The following is a 21,347-nucleotide window of genomic DNA, read 5'->3' as shown; positions in this document are numbered from 1 at the left end:
GCTTACAAGTCCGCTTTGAGCGATGAGCGGACCTAAAGATATAGCTTCAAACATGCGATGATGATTGATATCCAGCTAGGTTTCAGAAAGACCGACAGACTGCCGGTCCTGCGGGGAGATTACTTCAGCTCCAGCATACTTATCACATGGGCAATATCCGCGATATTGCCTGCTGACAACGGCTGCAAAGGACGAGGCAGGCAACCCATGTCGGTTAGCCCAAGCACACCAGCAGCTGTGGCAATAACATGAAGACTTCCACCATGTTTACGGAACAGCGCCCACAAAGGTTCAAGGTGGGCTGTCAGGGCAGTAACGCGTTGATGATCCTTTACCGCCGCGGCTTCAGTAATTTGTTTCGCCATCTCAGGGAACAGACCGCCACACACGGAGTACCAGACTTCACAACCAGCGTTTAATCCCAGCCCCGCATAAGCGTCGCCACTGATACCGATTGTTACACCAGGGCACAGATGTTGACGTAACGCATTCACCCGCTCAGTCGCTGCAGCGGGGCTATCCGGTACGCCAGGGATCTTGACCGAGCGAATCCCCTCAAGTGATGAGAGACGACCGTGGAGTTCATCCGTAAAGGTAAAATGCGTAGTGCCCGGATTATCATAGATACACACCGGTACAGACACGTGCCGAGTAACGGTCTCAAAGAGTGAGAATACTTCTTCGTCACGGAGTGGCTGGTAGCTGACCGCCGGGAGTAACAGAGCATTCGCGCCGGCTGCCTGCGCGTCATCTGCCAGATGCAGGATAGCATCGGTACTGACCGCTCCCACACATACCATCATTGGGATATCCCCGGCATGCTGTTTTGCCAGCGTTGCTACGCGCTTTCGCTGCTCCCGGGTCAGATAGGCGTAGCTTCCGGTTGACCCCAGGATGCCCATAGAATCAACCCGAGCTTCTGTCAGGCGGGAAAGAATATGGCTGAAACCCTTTTCATCCACGCCGCTGGCGGTGAGTGGGGTTAATGGAAACGCCGACAAACCTGTAAACATAAAAGTTTCTCCTGAATGATATTACTGCTGTTGTTCTTCGATGAGAGCAACCTCAAACCACAGACCGGGCATCATTTTTTCCAGGCCGTCGGTCAGCATCTTCCCGGCTTCGTGAAGTCTCTCCAGCGGCATCTGCGGCAGGCTTTCCAGAATAAACCACATTTGCTGAGCTTCCACACCTAAGCGGGTTCTGAGCCCCTGTCGCCAGTTCCAGCGACGGCAGGTCACGCCGATATCATCACACCAGATGATCTCGCCTTGTGAAGGATATTCAACGGCCTTTTCCCCCTCTTTGACTGTATCAAAAGGCTCTGTTCCTTTTGCTACAGCCAGACATGGTGAACCCTGATAGGCAGCGATATTCTCTCCACCCACCGGAACGGCGTAGCGGAGACTAACGGCATTATAAAGATCAACGATGGGATCAAGTGCTGGCATCGTTCCGTCACGTAATACGCGCTTGCGTAACGCATCCGCTGAGCAAGGGGTACGTTTAGGTTTAGCACCAAACTTTTGAAAAACCTCTGCCCATGCGGTCAGATGCGCTTCCGCCCACTCAGGCTCACCGGCCAGAACCGCTTCACAGGCTTCTCGCAGCGCTGTTTCTCCGATATCGGAGTTAAGCACTGGTGCAGCTTTTACGTAGACACTGAGTGCCCGAAAACCAGGCGCAATGCGATAAATTTCAGGGGCAATTGACGGAGAGACTGTTAACACGTGATAATCCTGTAATGACCAATTTATCCCATGATAATGACCGATGACCAAGAAAGTCAATTTAATGACCGATGCAGATTCTATCGTCAGCACCGTAAATGAAGCCGTATCTCAGCGGATTAAGCTGTATCGTAAGCAAAAGAAAATATCGCTCGATGAACTCTCCCGCCGGGCGGGCGTCAGCAAGGGCGCGCTGGTTGAGATTGAGGGATGCCGGGCAAATCCCAGCATAGCCCTGTTATGCCGCCTGGCTGCCGCGATGGGGGTTTCGGTAGCCGATTTTGTGGATGTCAGTTCCAAACCGACCGTGCATCTCATTGCTGAAGATGAGATCCCAGAATTGTGGGCTGGTGAAAAAGGAGGGAGAGCAAGGTTGCTCGCTGGTTCGGGCGGCCCTGATATGACCGAGCTCTGGATGTGGGAAATGCAACCGGGGGAAAAGTTTGCTTCGCCCGGCCACACGGAAGGGACGCTTGAGCTGTTTTATGTTCAGACAGGCACGCTCACGCTGGGTGTGAAGGACCACCTGTATCAGGTAAAAACCGGCTGTTCAGCAACAGCCAGAACGGACGTTCCTCATTTCTATGAAAACCAGGAGGAGGGACCATTGGTGTTCATCATGACAGTACATGAGAAAACATCCTGATTGTCGCCCGGCAAGCAATAGGGCTTGTTTTATCACAGGTAAGTTTGCATGGAGTGGTTCAGTGGATAATCAACATCTGAGTTTTGCCAAAAGCCAGTTTACTATCACAACCGATCCCGCTTTTTTTCAACTGGAAGCCATTCACGATTACCTCTCGCAATCGTCCTGGGCTCCAGGCATTGATGCCGAAACGGTCAGAATATCAATCCAGAACAGCCTTTGTTTTGCGCTTCTGGATGGAACAAGACAAATCGGCTTCGCCCGCCTTGTCACAGACTATGCCACTTTTGGTTATTTGTGTGACGTCTACGTATTAAACGATTATCAGAAAAGTGGTCTCGGCCGCTGGCTGATCGAATGCTGTCACGCCCATCCATTGATGTCACGCCTGCGACGGATAATGTTGGTCACTGACAGCGCGCCCTGGCTATACCAAAAACTGGGTTATAACCCATTGAACCGGAAAGATTTTGTCTGGCAGATCAATCGGCCCGACATTTATCGTAATGCCGGACAAAAATAAGAATACTTTTCAGAGAGTAATGATAAATGTTAATCCGTAGGGCCAGTTCCTCTGATGCTGAAGAGCTGGCTATTTTAGCCGAGCGAACCTTCAGAAAGACTTTCCAGGATGGTAATACTCAGGAGGATATGGATCTTCACTGCCATGCAAGCTATTCAACTAATATCCAGTTGAAAGAAATCCTCAGACAAGACTGGATTACATTAGTCTGCGAATACGAGAGCAAACTGATTGGGTACGCTCAACTAAGGTGGGAAGAGTTTCCTCCCTGTGTCAATAGCATCCATGCCGGAGAAATTCTGTGTCTGTATGTCGATGAGCCCTACCATGGTAAAGGATTTGCACAGGCACTGATGCAAAAGTGCTTTGCTGAATTTGAGGCAAAGGGATCGGATCCTGTCTGGTTAGGTGTCTGGGAACATAACCCAAGGGCCATCTCTTTTTACCGTAAGCTTGGGTTTACCGAGGTGGGTGAGCATATCTTTCAGGTTGGGTCAGACCCGCAGAGAGATATCATTATGAAACGCTCAACTTACGCTAGCTGAACACACATTTTGACGTCCGCTTTTGGCCCAAAGCGGACCGCCTGAAGCGTTGCGAGGTCTGCTATGAGCGAAAGGTGGACGCCCGCATAGCGTTAACAGGCGTCCGATATTTTGAAGTGGGCAGATTACTTAACACGCTTCCCCGTTTCGCCAATGACCTTCTCGCCATCCTCTTTGGTAAACGCTCCTTTCTGACGTTCCGGAAGAATATCCAGTACCTCTTCGGAAGGGCGACACAGTTTAGTTCCCAGTGGCGTCACCACAATCGGACGGTTAATCAGAATCGTATGTTGCAGCATAAAGTCGATTAGCTGGTCGTCAGTAAATTTATCTTCTACAAGACCCAGTACCTCATACGGCTCGACGTTCTTACGCAGCAAAGCACGGACGGAAATGCCCATATCCGCAATGAGTTTGACCAGCTCATCGCGTGAAGGTGGGTTTTCGAGGTAAAGAATAACGGTCGGTTCAGTACCGCTGTTTCGGATCATCTCCAACGTATTACGCGACGTGCCGCAGGCTGGATTGTGATAAATGGTGATGTTGCTCATATCAGTATCTCATTACAAAGTGAAAGAGAGACGTAGCGCCAGCGCGGCCAGCGTTACAAACAGCACAGGCAGAGTCATGACGATCCCGGTGCGGAAATAGTATCCCCAGGTGATGGTCATGTTCTTCTGTGAAAGGACATGCAGCCAGAGCAGCGTTGCCAGGCTACCAATCGGTGTAATTTTCGGTCCCAGATCGCAGCCAATCACGTTGGCATAAATCATCGCCTCTTTGATAACGCCTGTTGCGGTGCTGCCATCAATAGAGAGAGCGCCAACCAGCACGGTAGGCATATTGTTCATGATGGAAGACAGGAAAGCCGTCAGGAAGCCGGTACCAAACGTCGCGGCCCAAAGTCCTTTATCTGCCAGCACGTTCAGCACACCGGAGAGGTATTCTGTTAGTCCGGCATTACGCAGACCATAGACCACCAGATACATCCCCAGCGAGAATATGACGATCTGCCATGGCGCACCACGCAGCACTTTGCCAGTGTTAATGGCATGGCCTCGTTTCGCCACCGCAAACAGGATTACAGCGCCAACAGCCGCAATCGCGCTAACGGGAATACCGAGCGGCTCAAGAACGAAAAAGCCAACCAGAAGAAGGATCAACACGATCCAGCCGGTTCTGAAGGTTGCCAGATCTTTAATCGCTTTTGCCGGTGCTTTCAGGAGAGCCAGGTCGTAAGTAGGCGGAATATCTTTGCGGAAGAACAGATGCAGCATAACCAGCGTGGCAAAAATGGCTGCAATATCAACCGGCACCATTACCGACGCATATTTGGTGAATCCCAGACCAAAGAAGTCCACCGAGACGATATTCACCAGGTTCGACACGATAAGCGGCAGACTGGCTGTATCGGCAATAAACCCGGCGGCCATGACAAATGCCAGCGTAGTACCTTTACTGAACCCTAATGCCAGCAGCATGGCGATGACTATCGGCGTCAGAATAAGTGCCGCACCATCGTTGGCAAACAGTGCCGCTACCGCTGCGCCGAGCAGGACGATCCAGGTAAAGAGCAAACGACCACGACCATTCCCCCAACGAGATACGTGCAGCGCTGCCCATTCGAAAAAACCTGATTCATCAAGCAGCAGGCTGATGATAATCACGGCAATAAAGGTCGCTGTCGCGTTCCAGACGATATTCCACACCACCGGAATATCGCTTACATGCACAACACCAGATATCAGAGCCAGCCCCGCACCCAGCATCGCACTCCAGCCAATCCCTAATCCCTTCGGTTGCCAGATAACCAACACGATGGTCAGGACAAAAATAGCGCCTGCCAGTAACATAAAACCTCCTGACAGGGCGACTTTGTCGCCCTGTATATGCCAAAAAATTAACTCATCAACTCTCTGAGCTTTTCAATACCGGCGGGCTCTGACGCCAGCACCGGAACAAGCGCTATACGGTCAGCGTGCTGATTCTTAACAGCCTCAATCTGAGGCACTTCCTGCCGGGCACGCTGGCAAAGCAACGGAGAACACGTATCCGCAATGGAAAGGCTGTTATTGATAATCCAGCCCCACGGATGAATCCCCGTTCTTTCAAGGTCAGTCTGCAGGTTAGCCGCTTCCAGTACCGGTGTGGTTTCAGGCAAAGTGACCATCAGGACTTTGGTGCGTTCCGGGTCCTGAAGCTGCATCATCGGAGTGGAAAAATGACCTTTATTCCCCATCTTCTTGGCAATCTCACGGTGATAAGCCCCGGTAGCATCAAGCAGTAATAGCGTATGCCCGGTAGGTGCCGTATCCATGACCACAAACCGTTTGCCTGCTTCACGGATTACGCGTGAGAACGCCTGGAACACCGCAATCTCTTCCGTGCAAGGAGAACGTAAATCCTCTTCGAGCAGCCGTTTCCCTGCCTCATCCAGATTCCTGCCTTTCGTCTCAAGAACATGCTGCCGATAGCGTTCAGTTTCATCGTGAGGGTTAATTCGGCTGACCTGCAGATTTTTAAGACTTCCATTGAGCGTTGCACTGAGATGTGCAGCGGGATCTGAGGTGGTGAGATGGACATCAAATCCCATATCCGCCAGCCTGACGGCGATGGCAGCAGCCATCGTGGTTTTACCTACGCCACCTTTGCCCATCAGCATAATCAAACCGTGTTCACTGCGAGCGATATCATCAACCAGGACAGAGAGCGATAAGTTTTCAGGCGTGTACAGGACGTTCGTTGCAGGCAGCGGTAATGCTCTTGCACTGGTGTCCAGTAGTCCCTTCAATGCAGACACGCCAACCATGTTGACTGGCTGGAGTAATAAGGTATCTGTCGATAGCTCAGATAAACCGGCAGGAAGATTTGCCAGTGCTTCCTGTTCCCGTTGCCATATCGCAGCGGCAAGGGCGTCATGTTCAGCTTCTGCTTTAGGCAGCACACCATTAATAACCAGGTACTGGTTTTTCAGGCCAATTGCAGCCAGTTCTTCATGAGTGCGGGCGACTTCCTGCAGCGTAGATTTTTGCAGTCGTGCAACCAGAACCAGGCGGGTACGTTCAGGATCGGATAGCGCCTCTACTGCATGAGCATACTGCTCACGCTGCTTTTCCAGCCCGGCCATTGGGCCAAGACAGGAAGCACCATCTGGATTACTTTCAATGAAGCTACTCCAGGCACAGGGAAGCTGGAGAAGGCGAATCGTGTGGCCCGTCGGCGCTGTATCAAAAATGATGTGATCAAAGCGGGTCAGCAGAGAAGCGTCGGTCAGTAAGCCAGTAAACTCATCGAACGCCGCAATCTCAGTCGTACAGGCTCCTGAAAGCTGTTCGCTGATACTGTTAACAACGTCATCAGGCAGAAGACCTTTGATAGGATCAACGATTCTGGAGCGGTATTGTTGGGCGGCTTCCTGCGGGTCAATCTCCAGAGCAGAAAGCCCAGGAACTGCCGTCACAGGGCGAATGGTGTTACCGATAGCCTGGTCGAATACCTGGCCGACATTCGAGGCAGGATCGGTACTGACCAGCAAAACCCGCTTACCCTGTTCGGCAAGGCGGATAGCCGTCGCGCAGGAAATGGAAGTTTTTCCTACGCCTCCCTTACCGGTAAAAAACAGATAAGGCGGGATGTTCTGTAAGAATTTCATATGTCCTCCTGACATATCAGCAACAGGAAGTATTACCACCACAGCAGCTGGTGGGAGCTAACCCTACCCTCTCCAGCGGTATACCAAACCAGCGAGCTATCTCAGCACGTTTTGGGTACCGCCCTGCCATCACCGTTTCACCGTCCAACAGCAGTAGCGGAAGCCCTTCTGCTCCAGATGCTTCGAGGAATACTTTCGCTTTCTCATTATGAACAAAGCTCATGGGCTGCTGCGCCAGGTTGTAACGTTCAACCTGTACGCCACGTCCTTTCAGCCACTGCACATCAGCAGAGAAATCAACCAGAACCTGATCGATATCTGAGCCACATACGCCGGTACTGCAGCACATTACCGGGTCAAACACCGTTAACGTTTTCATCTTTAACACCTCATATCCGGAAAAGCATATATGTGCAGGCAAAATTTTTAGAGGCAAACAGCCTTACCGCTGCCAGAGCAGTTGGTTGATGCGAGCTTACGGGCGATGGCCTGTACGTCGTCCTGTTGGCTTAACCAAGCCTGCTCAATCACCTGAGCGGCCCAGGAAGGAATATGCGGGGATAAGCGGTAGTGAACCCACTTGCCCTGCTTGCGATCCAGCAATAGTCCACTTTCCCGGAGCATTGCCAAATGACGGGAGATCTTTGGCTGCGACTGATCCAGCGCCGTACAGAGATCGCACACGCACAACTCTCCCATTTCCCTGAGCAGTAACACGATGCCCAAGCGGGTTTCATCGGAGAGATTTTTGAAGAGTCGTAGGGAAGTTAGTAGCATCTGTCCTCCGGTTGATTTAATAACAGGATACTCTGTAGGTTTACAATCGCAACAATACATTCGAAAAAACATATGTAACTGTTGTCGTGGAACATTTTATCCTGATATCAGAAACTTGGTTAACTTATTGATATTCATATTTTTATACGTTTCCTTAAAGGGTGTAACTCCCATTCTGAATGCAAATAAAATATTTGGGGATTCAAGAAATGTTGATAGAACAAACTTCTTATGGCGTTACGCCGATGCTAAACTGAACTAAAGGTTTTACTTGTATGGGTATTGAATCGCCACGGAAAATCTAGACACTTCCGAGCCGTTGATAATACTGGTTTTCATATTCTGTCGGTGACATCTGATCGCTAGAACCATGCCGACGCTTACTGTTATAAAACATTTCGATGTAATCAAAAATATCGCTGCGGGCTTCTTCCCGCGTTCCGTAGATCTTTTTCTTTATCCGTTCGCGTTTCAACAACTGGAAAAAGCTTTCTGCAACCGCATTATCATGGCAGTTACCGCGACGGCTCATGCTGCCCTCCAGGCCGTGTGATTTCAGGAACGACTGCCACTCATGGCTTGTGTACTGACTGCCCTGATCCGAATGAACCAGCACCTGTTTTTGGGGATTACGCCGCCATACAGCCATCAGCAGTGCGTTCAGGACAATGTCCTTTGTCATCCGGGATTGCATGGACCAGCCGATAATTTTGCGTGAGAACAGATCAACAACAACGGCAAGATACAGCCAGCCTTCGTGGGTCCTGATGTAGGTTATGTCCGTTACCCAACGCTCATCCGGAGCATCCGGATTGAACTGTCGCTGGAGCCTGTTGGGCGACACGATACTGGCCTCGCCTTTACGTGCCCGCGGGCTCCGGTATCCGACCTGAGCCTTTATCCCGACACGTTTCATCAGTCGCCAGACCCGGTTCACTCCGCACTGTTGCCCGCTGTCCCGCAGATCCAGATGGATTTTGCGATAACCATAGACGCATCCCGATTCCAGCCAGAACTGTTTAATCTGTCCTGTCAGTCTCAGGTCTGCCTGATGGCGTTGTGAATGCGGCTGCTGAAGCCAGGCGTAAAAACCACTAGGATGAACATCCAGCACCCGACAGAGCAGGCGAACAGGCCAGCAACAGGAGTTGTCACGGATAAAGGCGTACCTCAGTCGGACAGCTTTGCGAAGTACGCCGCTGTGAGTTCAACAGGTGGATGCAACACATTGGTTAAAACGCTCTGCGGGTGATTCATAGTCTAGCGTTTTTCTTGGCCTCTCGTTGAGCTGCCTGGCAACACTGTTTAGTCTTTGCTGGCTGTGAACTGATAAGTCAGTTCCTTTTGGAAAATACTGTCTGAGTAATCTGTTTGTATTTTCATTTGAGCCGCGTTGCCAGGGAGATTGAGGATCGCAGAAGTAAACCTGAATATCTGTGGCTACGGTCGTGGGGGCAGTCCAATGGGAAAAAAACGCTCCCGGACGGGAGCATAAGCCAGTGACTTCGGCGTCAAATGAGGGTCTAACAAGTGGAGCTGCGGGTTAATTCTGGGTGATCTGGCTGCGATGCTTTTCAGCCTGCTGCTGATGAATAACGGAAGATTGACCATTATTCGCCTTCTCATGCATAACAGCGGCTTTCTCATGCTCGTTCATTTCGGAAAATGATTTTGCTGTTTCGTTAGAAGCTGCTGGCTTGGATTTCATCATTTTTTTATGCATTTCAGCCATGTCCTGATGGGCAGCAGAATTGCCGTTTTGCATCATTTCATGGGACATTGCGGCCTGATCGTGACCGCTCATATCCATCATTTTCATGCTCTCCCCCTGAACTGCACTTTTTTCAGCGGATGATTGCATCTGATGGGCAGGCGCTTGGGCATTATTTACCTGGTCATGCATGTTCATTGTCTCTGCAGCCCAGGCAGATGAAGCGACAGCCATCATGGCAATAAAGGATACAAGGATCTTTTTCATGGTTGGGTCTCCGGTGTTTTCATACCCGAACAATCAATGCTTATAACAGAGAAAGCATTTGATCTCAGGGCTGGTTGATCATCACGCCAGGAACCGGGCGATTGAATTATCACGCTGTCCTGATTTATGGCTGATTATAAAAAACCGACTCTGTTTATCGCGTGACTGAACGATGACATTTTTGTCACCTTCCGGGTTTCTCCTGAATAACGGTATTAATCCATTAACAGACGCACACTGAACACAATTTCCCGCCCCTGCTGTTCTGCTGACAGCTCGCCGCCGTGAGCATGAATGATCGACCTTGTAATTGATAATCCCAGCCCCGCGCCTTCCGTGTTGTAGAACCTTGATGAGTCTGCGCGATAGAACCGGTCAAACAAACGTTCCAGATTAGCGGGAACCTGGCCGGACATCGTATTCGTAATCATCACGTTCACACAGTCACTGTCACGCTCAAGGTGTATCGCTGTACAGGTGTTATCGGGAGAATACTTGATTGCATTGGAAAGCAGGTTACTGAAAGCACGTCGGAGCATATCGCTGTCTCCGGTAACAACGCCCTCTCCTTCAACCGTGATTGTCTTTCCTGTTTCGTCTGCCAGGGGCTCGAACAACTCACGTAATTCATTCAGTTCGGCTGCCAGATCCACATCATGTTTATCCAGCCGCAGCAGACCATGCTCTGAACGTGCCAGAAAAAGCATGTCACTGGTCATTCGTGACAACCTTTTCAGTTCTTCCAGGTTAGCGAATAAAATTTCGCGGTAATGCGAAACATCCCTTTCCTTAGCCAGTGCAAACTGCGTCTGCATCATCAGATTACTGACTGGTGTGCGCAGCTCATGCGCGATGTCAGACGAGAAATCTGACAGTTTCCGGAATGCCCCCTCCAGGCGATCAAACATATTATTGAACTCCTGCATGGTCTCAGAGATTTCCGGCGGAGCCAGATCGGGATTTAGACGCTGATCCAGGCTGTGTACAGTCATGGAGGAAGCCAGACTGGTCATTTCCCGTAACGGTTTCAGACCAATACGTGTGGTCAGCCAGCCCAGAAAAACAGAAATAAAGACCAGACCGATATTGAACCAGAACAGCCAGGTACTGAGTTTGTCCATAAACAGGGTGTGATACCCAGTATCCGTGGCAACCGTAATGATGACATGTTTGCTTTTACCCTGTTCCGGCGTCACGGCAACCCGCCGCGAGATACTGCGGTACACGGTGTTATTTTCTTCCGTCTGGATCATATAGTCGAGAATATCACCCGACTTATTAAGCAGGACCGCTGGAACAACAGAATTTTTGGCATAGAGTTCAACAATTTTTTCATTTTCCATGTTTTTTATAGAAATGAATAAACCATTGTGCCCTACCATCGCATCGTTTATTTTTTCTGATAATGACTTAATATCCGTTTTGTTCCGGAACGTCTCTGTTTTAAGAAACTCTTCGGTGAGCTGAAGTTTACCTGTCAGAAAATCGCGGTCCTGATTATCGAAATAGCCATTAAGGGTGCTAATCAGGATAAAACTTGATAACCACCATACCGTAAGCATCACCGCAGAAAAAATCAGGCTCAGGCGTGTGGTCAGGGAAATTTTGAACCTCACTCTTCTCTGATCTCCAGGACATATCCGGCACCGCGAACGGTATGGATCAGTTTTGGCTCAAAGTCATCATCAATTTTACTTCTCAGACGTCTCACGGCGACATCAATCACATTCGTATCACTGTCAAAATTCATGTTCCAGACCAGGGACGAGATAAGACTCCTGGGTAACACTTCTCCGGTGCGTTGCAGCAGCAACTCAAGCAGAACGTATTCTTTACCGGTGAGATGGATCTTCTTCCCCGAACGGATCACGGTCCGGCGCACCATATCAACGGTCATATCGGCGATGGTGCAGACTGTTGCGGCCTGCGAGCGTGCCCGGCGCAGCAGGGTTCTTACACGTGCAACCAGCTCCGTAAAATCAAAGGGCTTAATCAGGTAGTCATCTGCGCCAAGCTCCAGTCCTTTCACTTTGTCCCGCACGTTGTCCTTTGCGGTTAAAAACAGGACCGGTTCTTCGTGCCCGGACTCCCTCAGTGCGCTGATGATTTGCCACCCGTCGAGGAAAGGCAGCATCACGTCCAGTATTATCAAATCATACTGTCCCTTCGACGCGGCCCCGAGACCATCGCGGCCATTATTAAAGAGATCGGCCTGATAGCCTTCCTCAACCAGTCCCTGCTGCAGGTAACGACCTGTTTTTTGTTCGTCTTCAACGATTAAAATACGCTGCATGGTCAACTCGCTGATATGAAAGTAAAAATCTCACGCATGAGCTTTGGCTGTCCCCTAGCTGACCTGAGACGGAGCAAGCATTCCGAGCCACGCTACGGCGCCCAGAATGATAATCGCAACAACGAATTCTGTCAGGATGCTGTTTCGCATCAGGGCAACGCTGCGATCATAATTCCCTTCCCTGACCATAACTTCAAGCCGGGGACCCAGGTGAAACCGGTTTGCTGCAGCCAGAAGAAGCATCAGAACAAACAGAGCCGTCTTGGCAAGCAATATCCTCCCCCAGGAACTGTTGAATAAGGGAGTTAAGTTACCCTCAGCAATATACAGATAGTTGACCAGCGCACTCAGGATCAGGGCTACAACAATCACCGTTCCTGCCGTGGCAAATTTTGCCAGGGAGTCAGATATCACAATGACGCTCTGTGCATTATGCTCGTTTCTGCGCATCAGCAGGATAGCAAATGCAACCAGAGCACCTGTCCAGGCACCTGCAGCGCCGAGATGGGTCAGATCGCTCAGTAAATGGAGATAGTAATGCAGACCGTCATGCATAACGGCGTGTCCTCCCCAGGCAAGTGTAGCCAGCGCCACGCCCCCACTCATCGTCATCAGCAGGCAGGACAATACTCTCTTATTAGTGTAAAGGAACAAAGCACCGAGTGTGGTAAACAGGGCACAGAGCCTGACAATCCAGCTAATACCCACATCAGTTTCTTCTATCACCATCTCGATAACATGGATGGATAATTCTCTGAGGTCAGTTACTCCACTCATGGCATTAGATACCAGGAGCATATTAATGCCAGTAAGAATGATGCCTGTAACAACAGCAAAGGTTATAAACGACCTGAAATTAGTCAGGTTATAGGTTTCATGTCTGACACCGCTTATTCCATATATCTGAAAAAATGGCAATCCAAATATTACCATCAAATCCAGATAAAGAAGAAAACGAATAACAATCATAATCAGGTCGTTCATAATATTACTTCACTGTAAAGGTGTAATTACCGGTAATAGGGTGCGTATCTGAAGAAACCGCGCGCCAGTCAACACGATAAGTGCCAGCGGGTAAAGGCTCTCGCGGAATAATGACCATCGATTTAGGGTCAGCGCCTGGCGCCACTTTTGCCGCGACCGGCATCGGAGAATGTGATGACATGCCTTTCATACCCGTCATCGTTAATTTTGCACCTGAGAATTTCACGGTCAGATTTTCCGAGAAATTAAGCTGAATCTTTTCCGGGGCCGCTACGGCTGAATCTGCCTGTGGCACAGAGCTTTTTAATTCCGGATGGGCCATAGCAGAGAAAGCAACGCCCATAACGAGGCCACCTGTAAGAATGGCTTTATTTAAAATCGACATTTTATTTACCTGTTTAGTTGAGTGTTTTATATCAGTGCGTTAAAACCAGATTCTGGCTCCCGCCAGGAATACTACCTGATGGTCTTTCTCACCTTCTCTTTTCGCCATATCGGATGTTTTCCCGTAAAGTTGATTCCAGGAAACGCCTATATAGGGTGCAAACTCACGGCGTATTTCATAGCGCAGCCGGAGCCCCAGCTCTGTGTCAGTCAGTCCCCTGCCGCGACCCCGCGATTCATCATCCTGACTGTAGAAATTCACCTCATAGGATGGCTGGAGTATGAGCCGGTTAGTCAGTAAAACGTCGTATTCTCCTCCCAGACGAAGGGCTGCTTTTCCGCCATTACTGACAAAACCCGTAATTTCAGACTCAAAATTATAGAGTGCCAGCCCCTGAAAACCGACAGCAGCCCAGGTCCGGGCAGAAGCAGGTCTGAAATCCTGCCTGACACCCGCAACCAAATCCCACCATGGGCCAACCGCATGTCCCCAGAGTAACTGCGCTTCAGCCGCCTCCGTTTCCCCATTGCTTCGTTCACCTTCACTCTTTAGCCAAATCCGATCTGTGTCGCCTCCAATCCAGCTGTTAACACTCCAGCTGAAATTGTTGGTGTTATCCGACCGTTGCCATTCCAGTTGATCCAGCAGAACCAGATAATTAATCGCACTGTCGTGAATCGCATGCCCCTGTAAATTGCCGAATGCAGCCTTCCGGTCGGCATCGGTAACAGGCGGAATTGGCGTTCTGCTCTCAGTTACAATGGGCTCCATTGACGTCATCTCAGTGAAATTCTCATCTGCTGGCATCTGCATGGCAGACATGTCGTGCCCGGCGTGGGGATCTGCAGAGACGGAGCCCGCCGCAATAGAAAGCTGTGAGGTAAAGAAACCGGCGACCAGAACAGGTATGGCCTTCAAATTTCTCTTCATTCGCATCATTCCTCCACCCGGACTTCACGAAACATTCCCATTTCCATGTGATAGAGCAAATGGCAGTGATACGCCCAGCGGCCAAGCGCATCTGCTGTCACTCTGTAACTGCGTTTTGTACCAGGGGGAACATCTATTGTGTGTTTACGAACCATGAAATTACCGTTTTCATCTTCCAGATCGCTCCACATACCATGCAGGTGAATGGGGTGAGTCATCATGGTATCGTTGATCAGCGTGATCCTGAGCCGCTCACCGTATTTCAGCAGCACCGGTGCGGCATCTGAAAACTTGATTCCGTTAAATGACCAGGCAAACTTTTCCATGTGGCCGGTTAAATGCAGTTCTATGGTACGGCCAGGTTCACGTCCGTCAGGATCCTCAAAGCGGCTTTTCAAATCCGCGTACGTGAGAACCTTTCTTCCGTTATTTCGAAGACCAATACCCGGATCATTTAATTTCGGAGAGACGCTCATCGCCTGCATATCAACCAGTGGGTTATCCGTTTCTGACGCAGGATGACTTTGCATACCCGGCATTCCGGCCATCCGGGAATGATCCATACCGGCCATGCTGCTGTGATCCATGGGCGCGGAGGATGTCCCGCTATCCGGAAGGTCAGCACCGTCCATAGACATCATCTCTCCGCTGTTATCCATGCCTCCCATCTGGCTGTGGTCCATTCCTGCCATATCATGTCCCATTCCCCCCATACCCATATCTTCCATGGTCAACAGAGAACGGGGATCGAGGGGGGGAACGGCAGCACTTAACCCCTCTCTCGTGGCCAGTGTCCCTCGAGCGTAACCGGTCCTGTCCATGGATTGTGCGAAGATGGTATAGGCCTCACCCTGAGGCTCCACAATGACATCATAGGTTTCGGCAACGGCAATCCTGAATTCGTCAACGGTAACCGGGTTTACATACTGGCCATCTGCAGCCACGACCGTCATTTTCAGCCCGGGGATACGGATATCGAAATAGGTCATTGCCGAGCCGTTGATAAACCGTAAGCGTATCTTTTCACCGGGACGGAACAGTCCGGTCCAGTTTTTCAGCGGGGCCTGCCCGTTCATGAGATAGGTGTAGGTGTAGCCACTGACATCCGCGAGGTCAGTCGGATTCATTTTCATTTCAGCCCACATTTTCCGATCGGCAATGGTGGCTGACAGCCCCCTGGTATTCACGTCGCGGAAAAAAGAGCCAACGGTTGGTTTATTGAAATTGTAGTAATCCGACTGTTTTTTTAATTTTTTCAGCAGGCTGTGAGGATTTTCATCGGTCCAGTCAGACAACATGACCACATGCTCACGATCGTAAGCAAACGGTTCTGGCTCCCTGGCATCGATGATAATGGCACCGTATACCCCCTCCTGTTCCTGCAGACCGGAATGGCTGTGGTACCAGTAAGTCCCGTTCTGCTTAACCTTAAAGGTGTAAACGTAGGTATCATCAGGCTCTATGCCCATAAAACTCAGCCCCGGAACACCATCCATATTGGCCGGAAGAATAATGCCGTGCCAGTGAATGGACGTCTGTTCATTAAGACGGTTTTTGACCTTCAGGGTAATGGTGTCACCTTCTTTCCAGCGAAGAACGGGCCCCGGCAGGCCTCCATTGATTGTTTTGGCCTGACGCTCACTGCCCGTGATATTGACGGCCGTTTCACCAATGGTCAGGTCAAACTGAGTACCCTGCAGGGATGCGGCAACTGGCAGGCTCAGACTGGAACGCGCATTGAAACTCCATACGCCAAGACTTCCGGCTACGCCAGAGAGGGTTAACCCCTTCAGGAAAGTTCGTCGAGACGTTTTCAACAGCATGCGCATTCCCTTATTTAAAGTATGGTTACTGACAGAATTCGAGAACCGATTTAAATTAAATTACTGGTTCATCCACTTACAATGAAATGAATCTAGCACACCTTAAGAAACAAATTCATTACAATCGTGTAATGTACATAGCTGTATTACATTTACGTCATCTTCCCCACAGGTTGATTATTTTTATATATGATCATAAGGACATCTTTTATGTACCTCAGAAGGTAATTACACATGAATATATTAATCACGACCACTGCGTTTACAGCTTTATTTTGTGGGGCAGCTTTTGCTCAGTCCAGTGATATTGCCCATGAAGCACATCGATTTGTTAATAATGCCTCAGCCGTCAGTCATGTGAATTCCTCGACGCATGAAAACTTACCGGACAGGGTTAATAAAAACAACACACCCTCATTCTCTGAAATGAATGAACATGAAAGGGCCATTGTTGCTCATTCATTTATGAACAACAGCGCGTCCTATGCGCATCAGAAAATGATTGAGGAACATAAAAAAATGCTGTCCGGCAGTGATGCAAATTCAAAGACCTCGTCTTCTTCTTTTAACGAACTGAATGCCGGAGAAAAAGCCGCTCTCGTGCATGAGCAGGTCAATAATGCCGGTGCGGAAGCACATCAGACGCAGGCAAGAAAGCTTCGCGGGCTGTATTCGACCAGGTAACTGCAGGCGGGTTAGTGCTTAGCGTCAGGTGCGCAGCAGGGCTTTACTGACGGGTTACGTAGCAGGACATGAGCCCCATATTGCTCTGCCGTAACCTGTTTCAGTCCCGTTAATCATCACCGTCGGGCTGGTCATACAGTTCCCAGAGCTTCAGGAGCAAACGGGAAACAAGATATGTTACAAAAATGACGACCATCAACGGTGCTCCCGATTAACTGACAGATGACACGCCTCCTGAAAACCCCTAGCATACGCCGCAGTGTTCATGCTAACGGCGAATTCCAGTAAATGTATTCTACCGATGTCGTAAAAGAAAATGCCTACCTTTCAGCCACCCGCTCGGGGCTGGAATCGAACGAGATCGCTACTCTTCAGCGCTCCTTGCCTTCCCGGTTTAATCTGCGGCATTTGAAAAAAAATGAATCATTAAAACTCGTACTGCAAAAGAAAGCGGGAAAATCACGTGTCGTGGCCTATAAATTTACGTCCGGTTCATTTAATTACACGGCGTATCGTATATCAGATAAAAAGTTCTATAACCTTTCCGATACTTCCGGGAAAGGCAGTCTCGATTATCCGTTACCGGCCACAGCAAGACTCAGTTCGCCTTTCAATCCTGCAAGACTTAACCCGGTATCGGGAAAAGTGAGTCCCCATAATGGCATTGATTATTCCATGCCCATGAACACGAAAATAGTCAGCGTCATCGACGGAAAAATCACCCGGGCCGAATACAACAGTACCATGGGATATTTTGTTGAAGTAACGGGAAAAGCCGGTGTTAAAACTCGCTATCTCCACCTCAATAAAATACTCGTTACTAAAGGGGCCAGGGTTACACGGGGAGGTGCTATTGCGTTATCCGGTAACAGCGGACGTTCATCCGGTCCTCATCTGCATTACGAGCTGGTCATCAATAACAACCCTGTTAACTCTCTGGCGTTCCGGGCAGCGGCACCCGCTGATAACAAACTCGAACAGCATGCCTTTGCGCATGCCAGAGACTACGAACGATACCTGGACTGATAACGGGACCGCGACGCGGCCCCGTCTGCCGGATTAATTTTTTTTATCGTTTTCACTTCCGTGATGTTGATGATCTCCATGCCCTCCGTGGCCGTGGAAAAGATGCATTAGCGGGCAGACCAGCAATAACAGATATGGCCAGTAACCTGCCACATGTGACCAGTGTTCGCGCAGGAGGGCAAATGCCGCGATCGCGGCGACAGCAATAAGCGCATAGGTGGTACTTTTCATACTGGACTCCTTCTGTTCGTAACTGACCCTTCACTCAGTGTTATTTCCCGAGCCTGACACTTTTCAGACGCAACGCATTCACAATGACGCTGACGGAGGAAAGAGCCATGGCCGCCGCCGCAATAACTGGCGACAGCAGTATTCCATACACAGGATAAAGCAGACCTGCAGCCACAGGCACGCCAAGTGCGTTGTAGATAAATGCAAAAAACAGATTCTGACGGATATTTTTCATGGTGATCTCTGACAGATGACGGGCCCTGTTCAGTATCATCAAGTCGCCTTTGAGAAGGGTGACTCCGGCACTTTCAATTGCCACATCTGTACCCGTTCCCATGGCTATACCCACGTCAGCCGCTGCCAGCGCCGGGGCATCATTCACACCGTCTCCGGCCATCGCAACCACATGGCCAGACTCTTTCAGTCGGGTTATCACTGCTTTTTTGCCATCCGGCAGAATTCCGGCTTCAACCTCATCTATTCCCAGTTTCCGTGCGACTGCTTCAGCAGTAAGCTGGTTATCCCCGGTGAGCATAACAATGCGGATCCCCGCCTGACGCAAAGCTTTAAGCGCATCCGGCGTGGTTGTTTTCACGGGATCCGAGATAGCTATCAGGCCTGCAAGGTCCCCGTCTGTGGCCACATAGATAACGGTAGCGCCTTCCATCCGCAACGTATCCGCAACGGCCTTTTGATTATCAATAACGATACTGTTTTCCTGCATAGCCAGTTCATTACCAATAACAACCCGTTGACCTTCGACATCGCCTGAGACACCTTTACCCGACGGTGCATCGAAATGAGTGACTGCGGGTATTGCGATCCCCTTTTCCTGTGCTGCTTTAACTACTGCCATACCCAGCGGATGCTGCGAGCCTTTTTCCACTGCGGCTGTTACACGCAAAAGAGATGTTTCCCCACCCGGATTGAGACTGATAATCCCTGTCACCGTAGGCGAACCTTCCGTGAGCGTGCCTGTTTTGTCGACAACCAGCGTGTCCACTTTTTCAAGACGCTCAAGGGCTTCGGCATTCCTGATTAACACCCCGGCCTGGGCTCCTTTGCCCACCCCCACCATTATCGACATCGGCGTGGCCAGCCCCAGCGCGCAGGGACAGGCAATAATCAGGACCGACACAGCCGCAATGAGACCGTGCGCCATCCTGGGCTCGGGCCCCCAGACAGACCAGATCACGAAAGCAACAACCGCGATAAGTATCACCAGAGGAACAAACCAGCCTGAAACGCTGTCAGCCATTCTCTGGATGGGGGCACGCGAACGCTGTGCATCAGCGACCATCTGAACAATTCGTGAGAGCATTGTTTCATCACCGACTTTCTCTGCACGGATGATGAGACTCCCTGTCTGATTAATGGTCCCCCCGATGACAGGGTCACCCTCCGTTTTGGTAACCGGCATAGATTCCCCGGTCACCATCGATTCATCAACGGTTGTTTTGCCTTCGATCACAATACCGTCGACCGGAATACTCTCTCCTGGTCTGATGCGGAGCTTATCGCCAGGCAGAACATCTTCCGCATTAATATCCGTTTCATGACCGTCATGATCCAGCCGCCTGGCGGTTTTGGGGGCAAGATTCAGTAGTGCAGTAATGGCACCTGAGGTTTGTTCCCGTGCCCGCAGCTCAAGAACCTGCCCCAGCAGAACAAGCACCGTAATAACTGCTGCGGCTTCAAAATAAACGGCCACCAGGCCATCCATGTTTCTGAACGATGCAGGAAACCAGGAGGGGAAGACGGTTGCAATGACGCTGTACACCCAGGCTACGCCGGTGCCCATTGCAACAAGGGTAAACATATTCAGGGAGCGGTTACGTAACGACATTCCGGCCCGGGCGAAGAATGGCCAGCCACACCACAACACGACAGGAGAGGCCAGAAGCAGCTGCAGCCATGTGTTGTGCTGTGGCGGTACTGTATTCCTCAAGGCGGGAAACAGATGAGATCCCATTTCGAGTACCAGAACCGGAAACGCCAGCAACAACCCCAGCCAGAAGCGTCTTGTCATGTCGCGAAGTTCATCACTTGGCCCCGTGGATGCCGTAGCTACGAGCGGCTCCAGTGCCATTCCACAGACAGGACAGCTTCCGGGACCACTGCGGCGTATCTCCGGGTGCATCGGACATGTCCACACACCTTCAGAATTCTCTTTCTCCGCCTGGTGGTGAGGCTGTTTTATCTGATCAGGGCTGACTTCGTGATGATCGTGGTGATGGTGATGGTGATGGGAATGTTCACTGGCATCTTCGGTAAGATAACGATCGGGATGGGCTTTAAATTTACTCTCACAGCTGGCGGAGCAGAAATAAAGTTGATGGTCCTGGTATCGAATGCTGCTGTGCGCCCTGTCGGGCAGGATGTCCATCCCGCACACGGGATCTCTCACCTTATGCAATACGTGGCCCTCGTCCGGGGATAATGTCTGCTCAGAAGCAGTCTGGTTGTTGTGTTGCACTGCATTGTCATTTTTCACAGTAACTCTCCTTATGCATACCGAAGCATCTTCTGTCTTCAGGGTATGTCATGGATGCGATTACCACGAATGCCGCCGGCATAAGAGTGCCTGCTGCCGGCGTCCCGTTATCAGCCGTTCCGCTGACTATTCGATTCGCTGGAAGACTTTTTTACTTCCATCCGGTGAGAATGCGATAACATCGTAAGCCTCTTTTCGGGCTCCCATCTCCATTCCAGGACTTCCTGCTGGCATACCGGGGGCGGCGAGACCGTATATACCTGAACCAGACTGCATTGCCTTATGTATCGTTGTCGCAGGCACATGGCCTTCAATGATCAAATTACCGGCAACCGCGGTATGACAACTTCGCAGTCCTGCAGGAATAGCATGCTTTTCTTTCAGGGCTGACAGCGCCTGATCATTCATGACGTGAGTTCGTACTTCAAACCCGTCTTTTTCCATCGCCTTGCCCCACAGGGAACAACAGCCACAGTTTTCAGATTTGTACATATCAATCACTTTTTCACTCGCCATCGCGGGCAGTGAAAGGCCGAGAGCCAGCGCCATCAGAACCACTTTTTTCATACTCACCTCTGTATATTATCGATTTAAACCCTGACGTCAGGGTGAATCAGTAAAGAAGGACACCCACAGGGGGTGCCCT

22 protein-coding genes and 2 pseudogenes are annotated in these 21,347 nt (G+C 50.3%); 5 read left to right on the top strand and 19 right to left on the bottom strand.

Translation table 11 applies throughout. The features are described 5' to 3' along the window. Nucleotides 1–119: 119 nt before the first annotated feature. Together HV041_RS01125 and HV041_RS01120 are read right to left on the bottom strand one after the other, a co-directional pair. Nucleotides 120–1,013, bottom strand: coding sequence for a dihydrodipicolinate synthase family protein (locus tag HV041_RS01125; RefSeq protein ID WP_175329889.1), 894 nt, complete (start codon nucleotides 1,011–1,013; stop codon nucleotides 120–122). A 21-nt stretch (nucleotides 1,014–1,034) separates the two neighbouring features. Continuing rightward, a complete protein-coding gene (locus HV041_RS01120) occupies nucleotides 1,035–1,730 on the bottom strand; it encodes a B3/4 domain-containing protein (protein ID WP_048998202.1) in 696 nt (231 codons plus the stop codon). Between the two features lie 43 nt (nucleotides 1,731–1,773). On the opposite strand from HV041_RS01120, the gene HV041_RS01115 reads away from it, so the two are divergent. The 3 genes from HV041_RS01115 (at nucleotide 1,774) to HV041_RS01105 (ending at nucleotide 3,444) form a co-directional block, all read left to right on the top strand. Further along, a complete protein-coding gene (locus HV041_RS01115) occupies nucleotides 1,774–2,376 on the top strand; it encodes a helix-turn-helix domain-containing protein (protein ID WP_048998203.1) in 603 nt (200 codons plus the stop codon). Nucleotides 2,377–2,437: 61 nt separating this feature from the next. Continuing rightward, nucleotides 2,438–2,899, top strand: coding sequence for a GNAT family N-acetyltransferase (locus HV041_RS01110; protein ID WP_048998204.1), 462 nt, complete (start codon nucleotides 2,438–2,440; stop codon nucleotides 2,897–2,899). 26 nt (nucleotides 2,900–2,925) lie between these two features. Beyond that, nucleotides 2,926–3,444, top strand: a complete 519-nt coding sequence (locus tag HV041_RS01105) for a GNAT family N-acetyltransferase (protein WP_035897605.1) — start codon at nucleotides 2,926–2,928, stop codon at nucleotides 3,442–3,444. 125 nt (nucleotides 3,445–3,569) lie between these two features. Here the strand turns inward: HV041_RS01105 and arsC are convergent, their stop codons facing one another. The 14 genes and pseudogenes from arsC to pcoA form a co-directional block, all read right to left on the bottom strand. Further along, a complete protein-coding gene (arsC, locus tag HV041_RS01100; protein WP_048998205.1) occupies nucleotides 3,570–3,995 on the bottom strand; it encodes a glutaredoxin-dependent arsenate reductase in 426 nt (141 codons plus the stop codon). 12 nt (nucleotides 3,996–4,007) lie between these two features. Further along, a complete protein-coding gene (gene arsB / locus HV041_RS01095; RefSeq protein WP_049014746.1) occupies nucleotides 4,008–5,297 on the bottom strand; it encodes an arsenite efflux transporter membrane subunit ArsB in 1,290 nt (429 codons plus the stop codon). Between the two features lie 47 nt (nucleotides 5,298–5,344). Then, entirely contained in the window at nucleotides 5,345–7,096 is a 1,752-nt protein-coding gene (arsA, locus tag HV041_RS01090; protein ID WP_181562021.1) for an arsenite efflux transporter ATPase subunit ArsA, read from the bottom strand. A 16-nt stretch (nucleotides 7,097–7,112) separates the two neighbouring features. Further along, nucleotides 7,113–7,475: an arsenite efflux transporter metallochaperone ArsD gene (gene arsD / locus HV041_RS01085; RefSeq protein WP_048998181.1), complete on the bottom strand. Its 363-nt coding sequence runs from the start codon at nucleotides 7,473–7,475 to the stop codon at nucleotides 7,113–7,115. Between the two features lie 47 nt (nucleotides 7,476–7,522). Further along, nucleotides 7,523–7,873: an As(III)-sensing metalloregulatory transcriptional repressor ArsR gene (gene arsR, locus HV041_RS01080; protein WP_049025755.1), complete on the bottom strand. Its 351-nt coding sequence runs from the start codon at nucleotides 7,871–7,873 to the stop codon at nucleotides 7,523–7,525. Between the two features lie 301 nt (nucleotides 7,874–8,174). Then, nucleotides 8,175–9,068 (bottom strand): annotated as a pseudogene (locus HV041_RS01075) (IS3 family transposase); the annotation flags it as partial. A 12-nt stretch (nucleotides 9,069–9,080) separates the two neighbouring features. Then, nucleotides 9,081–9,332, bottom strand: a pseudogene (locus HV041_RS01070) (IS30 family transposase); the annotation flags it as partial. Between the two features lie 84 nt (nucleotides 9,333–9,416). Further along, nucleotides 9,417–9,851: a copper resistance system metallochaperone PcoE gene (gene pcoE, locus HV041_RS01065; protein ID WP_038633679.1), complete on the bottom strand. Its 435-nt coding sequence runs from the start codon at nucleotides 9,849–9,851 to the stop codon at nucleotides 9,417–9,419. Between the two features lie 215 nt (nucleotides 9,852–10,066). Further along, on the bottom strand, nucleotides 10,067–11,467 hold the full coding sequence (pcoS, locus tag HV041_RS01060) for a copper resistance membrane spanning protein PcoS (RefSeq protein ID WP_009654301.1): 1,401 nt from the start codon (nucleotides 11,465–11,467) through the stop codon (nucleotides 10,067–10,069). After that, nucleotides 11,464–12,144: a copper response regulator transcription factor PcoR gene (pcoR, locus tag HV041_RS01055; RefSeq protein ID WP_001188930.1), complete on the bottom strand. Its 681-nt coding sequence runs from the start codon at nucleotides 12,142–12,144 to the stop codon at nucleotides 11,464–11,466. Before pcoR ends, pcoS begins: the two co-directional genes overlap by 4 nt. A 54-nt stretch (nucleotides 12,145–12,198) precedes the next feature. Next, on the bottom strand, nucleotides 12,199–13,077 hold the full coding sequence (pcoD, locus tag HV041_RS01050) for a copper resistance inner membrane protein PcoD (RefSeq protein WP_229692861.1): 879 nt from the start codon (nucleotides 13,075–13,077) through the stop codon (nucleotides 12,199–12,201). Between the two features lie 55 nt (nucleotides 13,078–13,132). Beyond that, nucleotides 13,133–13,513 carry a copper resistance system metallochaperone PcoC gene (gene pcoC / locus HV041_RS01045; protein ID WP_000025662.1) on the bottom strand — a complete coding sequence of 127 codons (381 nt, stop codon included), beginning with the start codon at nucleotides 13,511–13,513 and terminating at the stop codon, nucleotides 13,133–13,135. A gap of 39 nt (nucleotides 13,514–13,552) precedes the next feature. Continuing rightward, complete coding sequence (gene pcoB, locus HV041_RS01040; RefSeq protein WP_171861965.1) at nucleotides 13,553–14,443, bottom strand: copper resistance outer membrane transporter PcoB; 891 nt, start codon at nucleotides 14,441–14,443, stop codon at nucleotides 13,553–13,555. A gap of 5 nt (nucleotides 14,444–14,448) precedes the next feature. Further along, nucleotides 14,449–16,266, bottom strand: a complete 1,818-nt coding sequence (gene pcoA / locus HV041_RS01035) for a multicopper oxidase PcoA (protein ID WP_049002685.1) — start codon at nucleotides 16,264–16,266, stop codon at nucleotides 14,449–14,451. Nucleotides 16,267–16,500: 234 nt separating this feature from the next. Between pcoA and HV041_RS01030 the strand changes: the two genes are divergently transcribed. Both HV041_RS01030 and HV041_RS01025 read left to right on the top strand, forming a co-directional pair. Next, a complete protein-coding gene (locus HV041_RS01030) occupies nucleotides 16,501–16,950 on the top strand; it encodes a copper resistance protein (protein WP_001023257.1) in 450 nt (149 codons plus the stop codon). Nucleotides 16,951–17,238: 288 nt separating this feature from the next. After that, on the top strand, nucleotides 17,239–17,976 hold the full coding sequence (locus HV041_RS01025) for a peptidoglycan DD-metalloendopeptidase family protein (RefSeq protein WP_000287501.1): 738 nt from the start codon (nucleotides 17,239–17,241) through the stop codon (nucleotides 17,974–17,976). Nucleotides 17,977–18,009: 33 nt separating this feature from the next. Here HV041_RS01025 and HV041_RS01020 read toward each other — a convergent pair whose 3' ends face one another. The 3 genes from HV041_RS01020 to HV041_RS01010 all read right to left on the bottom strand — a co-directional run bounded on the left by HV041_RS01020 (nucleotide 18,010) and on the right by HV041_RS01010 (nucleotide 21,268). Further along, complete coding sequence (locus HV041_RS01020) at nucleotides 18,010–18,207, bottom strand: DUF2933 domain-containing protein (protein ID WP_000843494.1); 198 nt, start codon at nucleotides 18,205–18,207, stop codon at nucleotides 18,010–18,012. Nucleotides 18,208–18,247: 40 nt separating this feature from the next. Then, the gene (gene silP / locus HV041_RS01015; RefSeq protein WP_038633697.1) at nucleotides 18,248–20,701 is read right to left on the bottom strand and encodes an Ag(+)-translocating P-type ATPase SilP; all 2,454 of its coding nucleotides are present in this window, start codon (nucleotides 20,699–20,701) and stop codon (nucleotides 18,248–18,250) included. 126 nt (nucleotides 20,702–20,827) lie between these two features. After that, nucleotides 20,828–21,268 carry a DUF411 domain-containing protein gene (locus HV041_RS01010; RefSeq protein WP_175329892.1) on the bottom strand — a complete coding sequence of 147 codons (441 nt, stop codon included), beginning with the start codon at nucleotides 21,266–21,268 and terminating at the stop codon, nucleotides 20,828–20,830. Between the last annotated feature and the right edge of the window lie 79 nt (nucleotides 21,269–21,347).

This window comes from Citrobacter sp. RHBSTW-00029 (genome assembly GCF_014104295.1).
Lineage (GTDB): Bacteria > Pseudomonadota > Gammaproteobacteria > Enterobacterales > Enterobacteriaceae > Citrobacter > Citrobacter youngae.
Note: the sequence above shows the minus strand (reverse complement) of the source record. Positions and strands in the feature narration are given on the sequence as shown.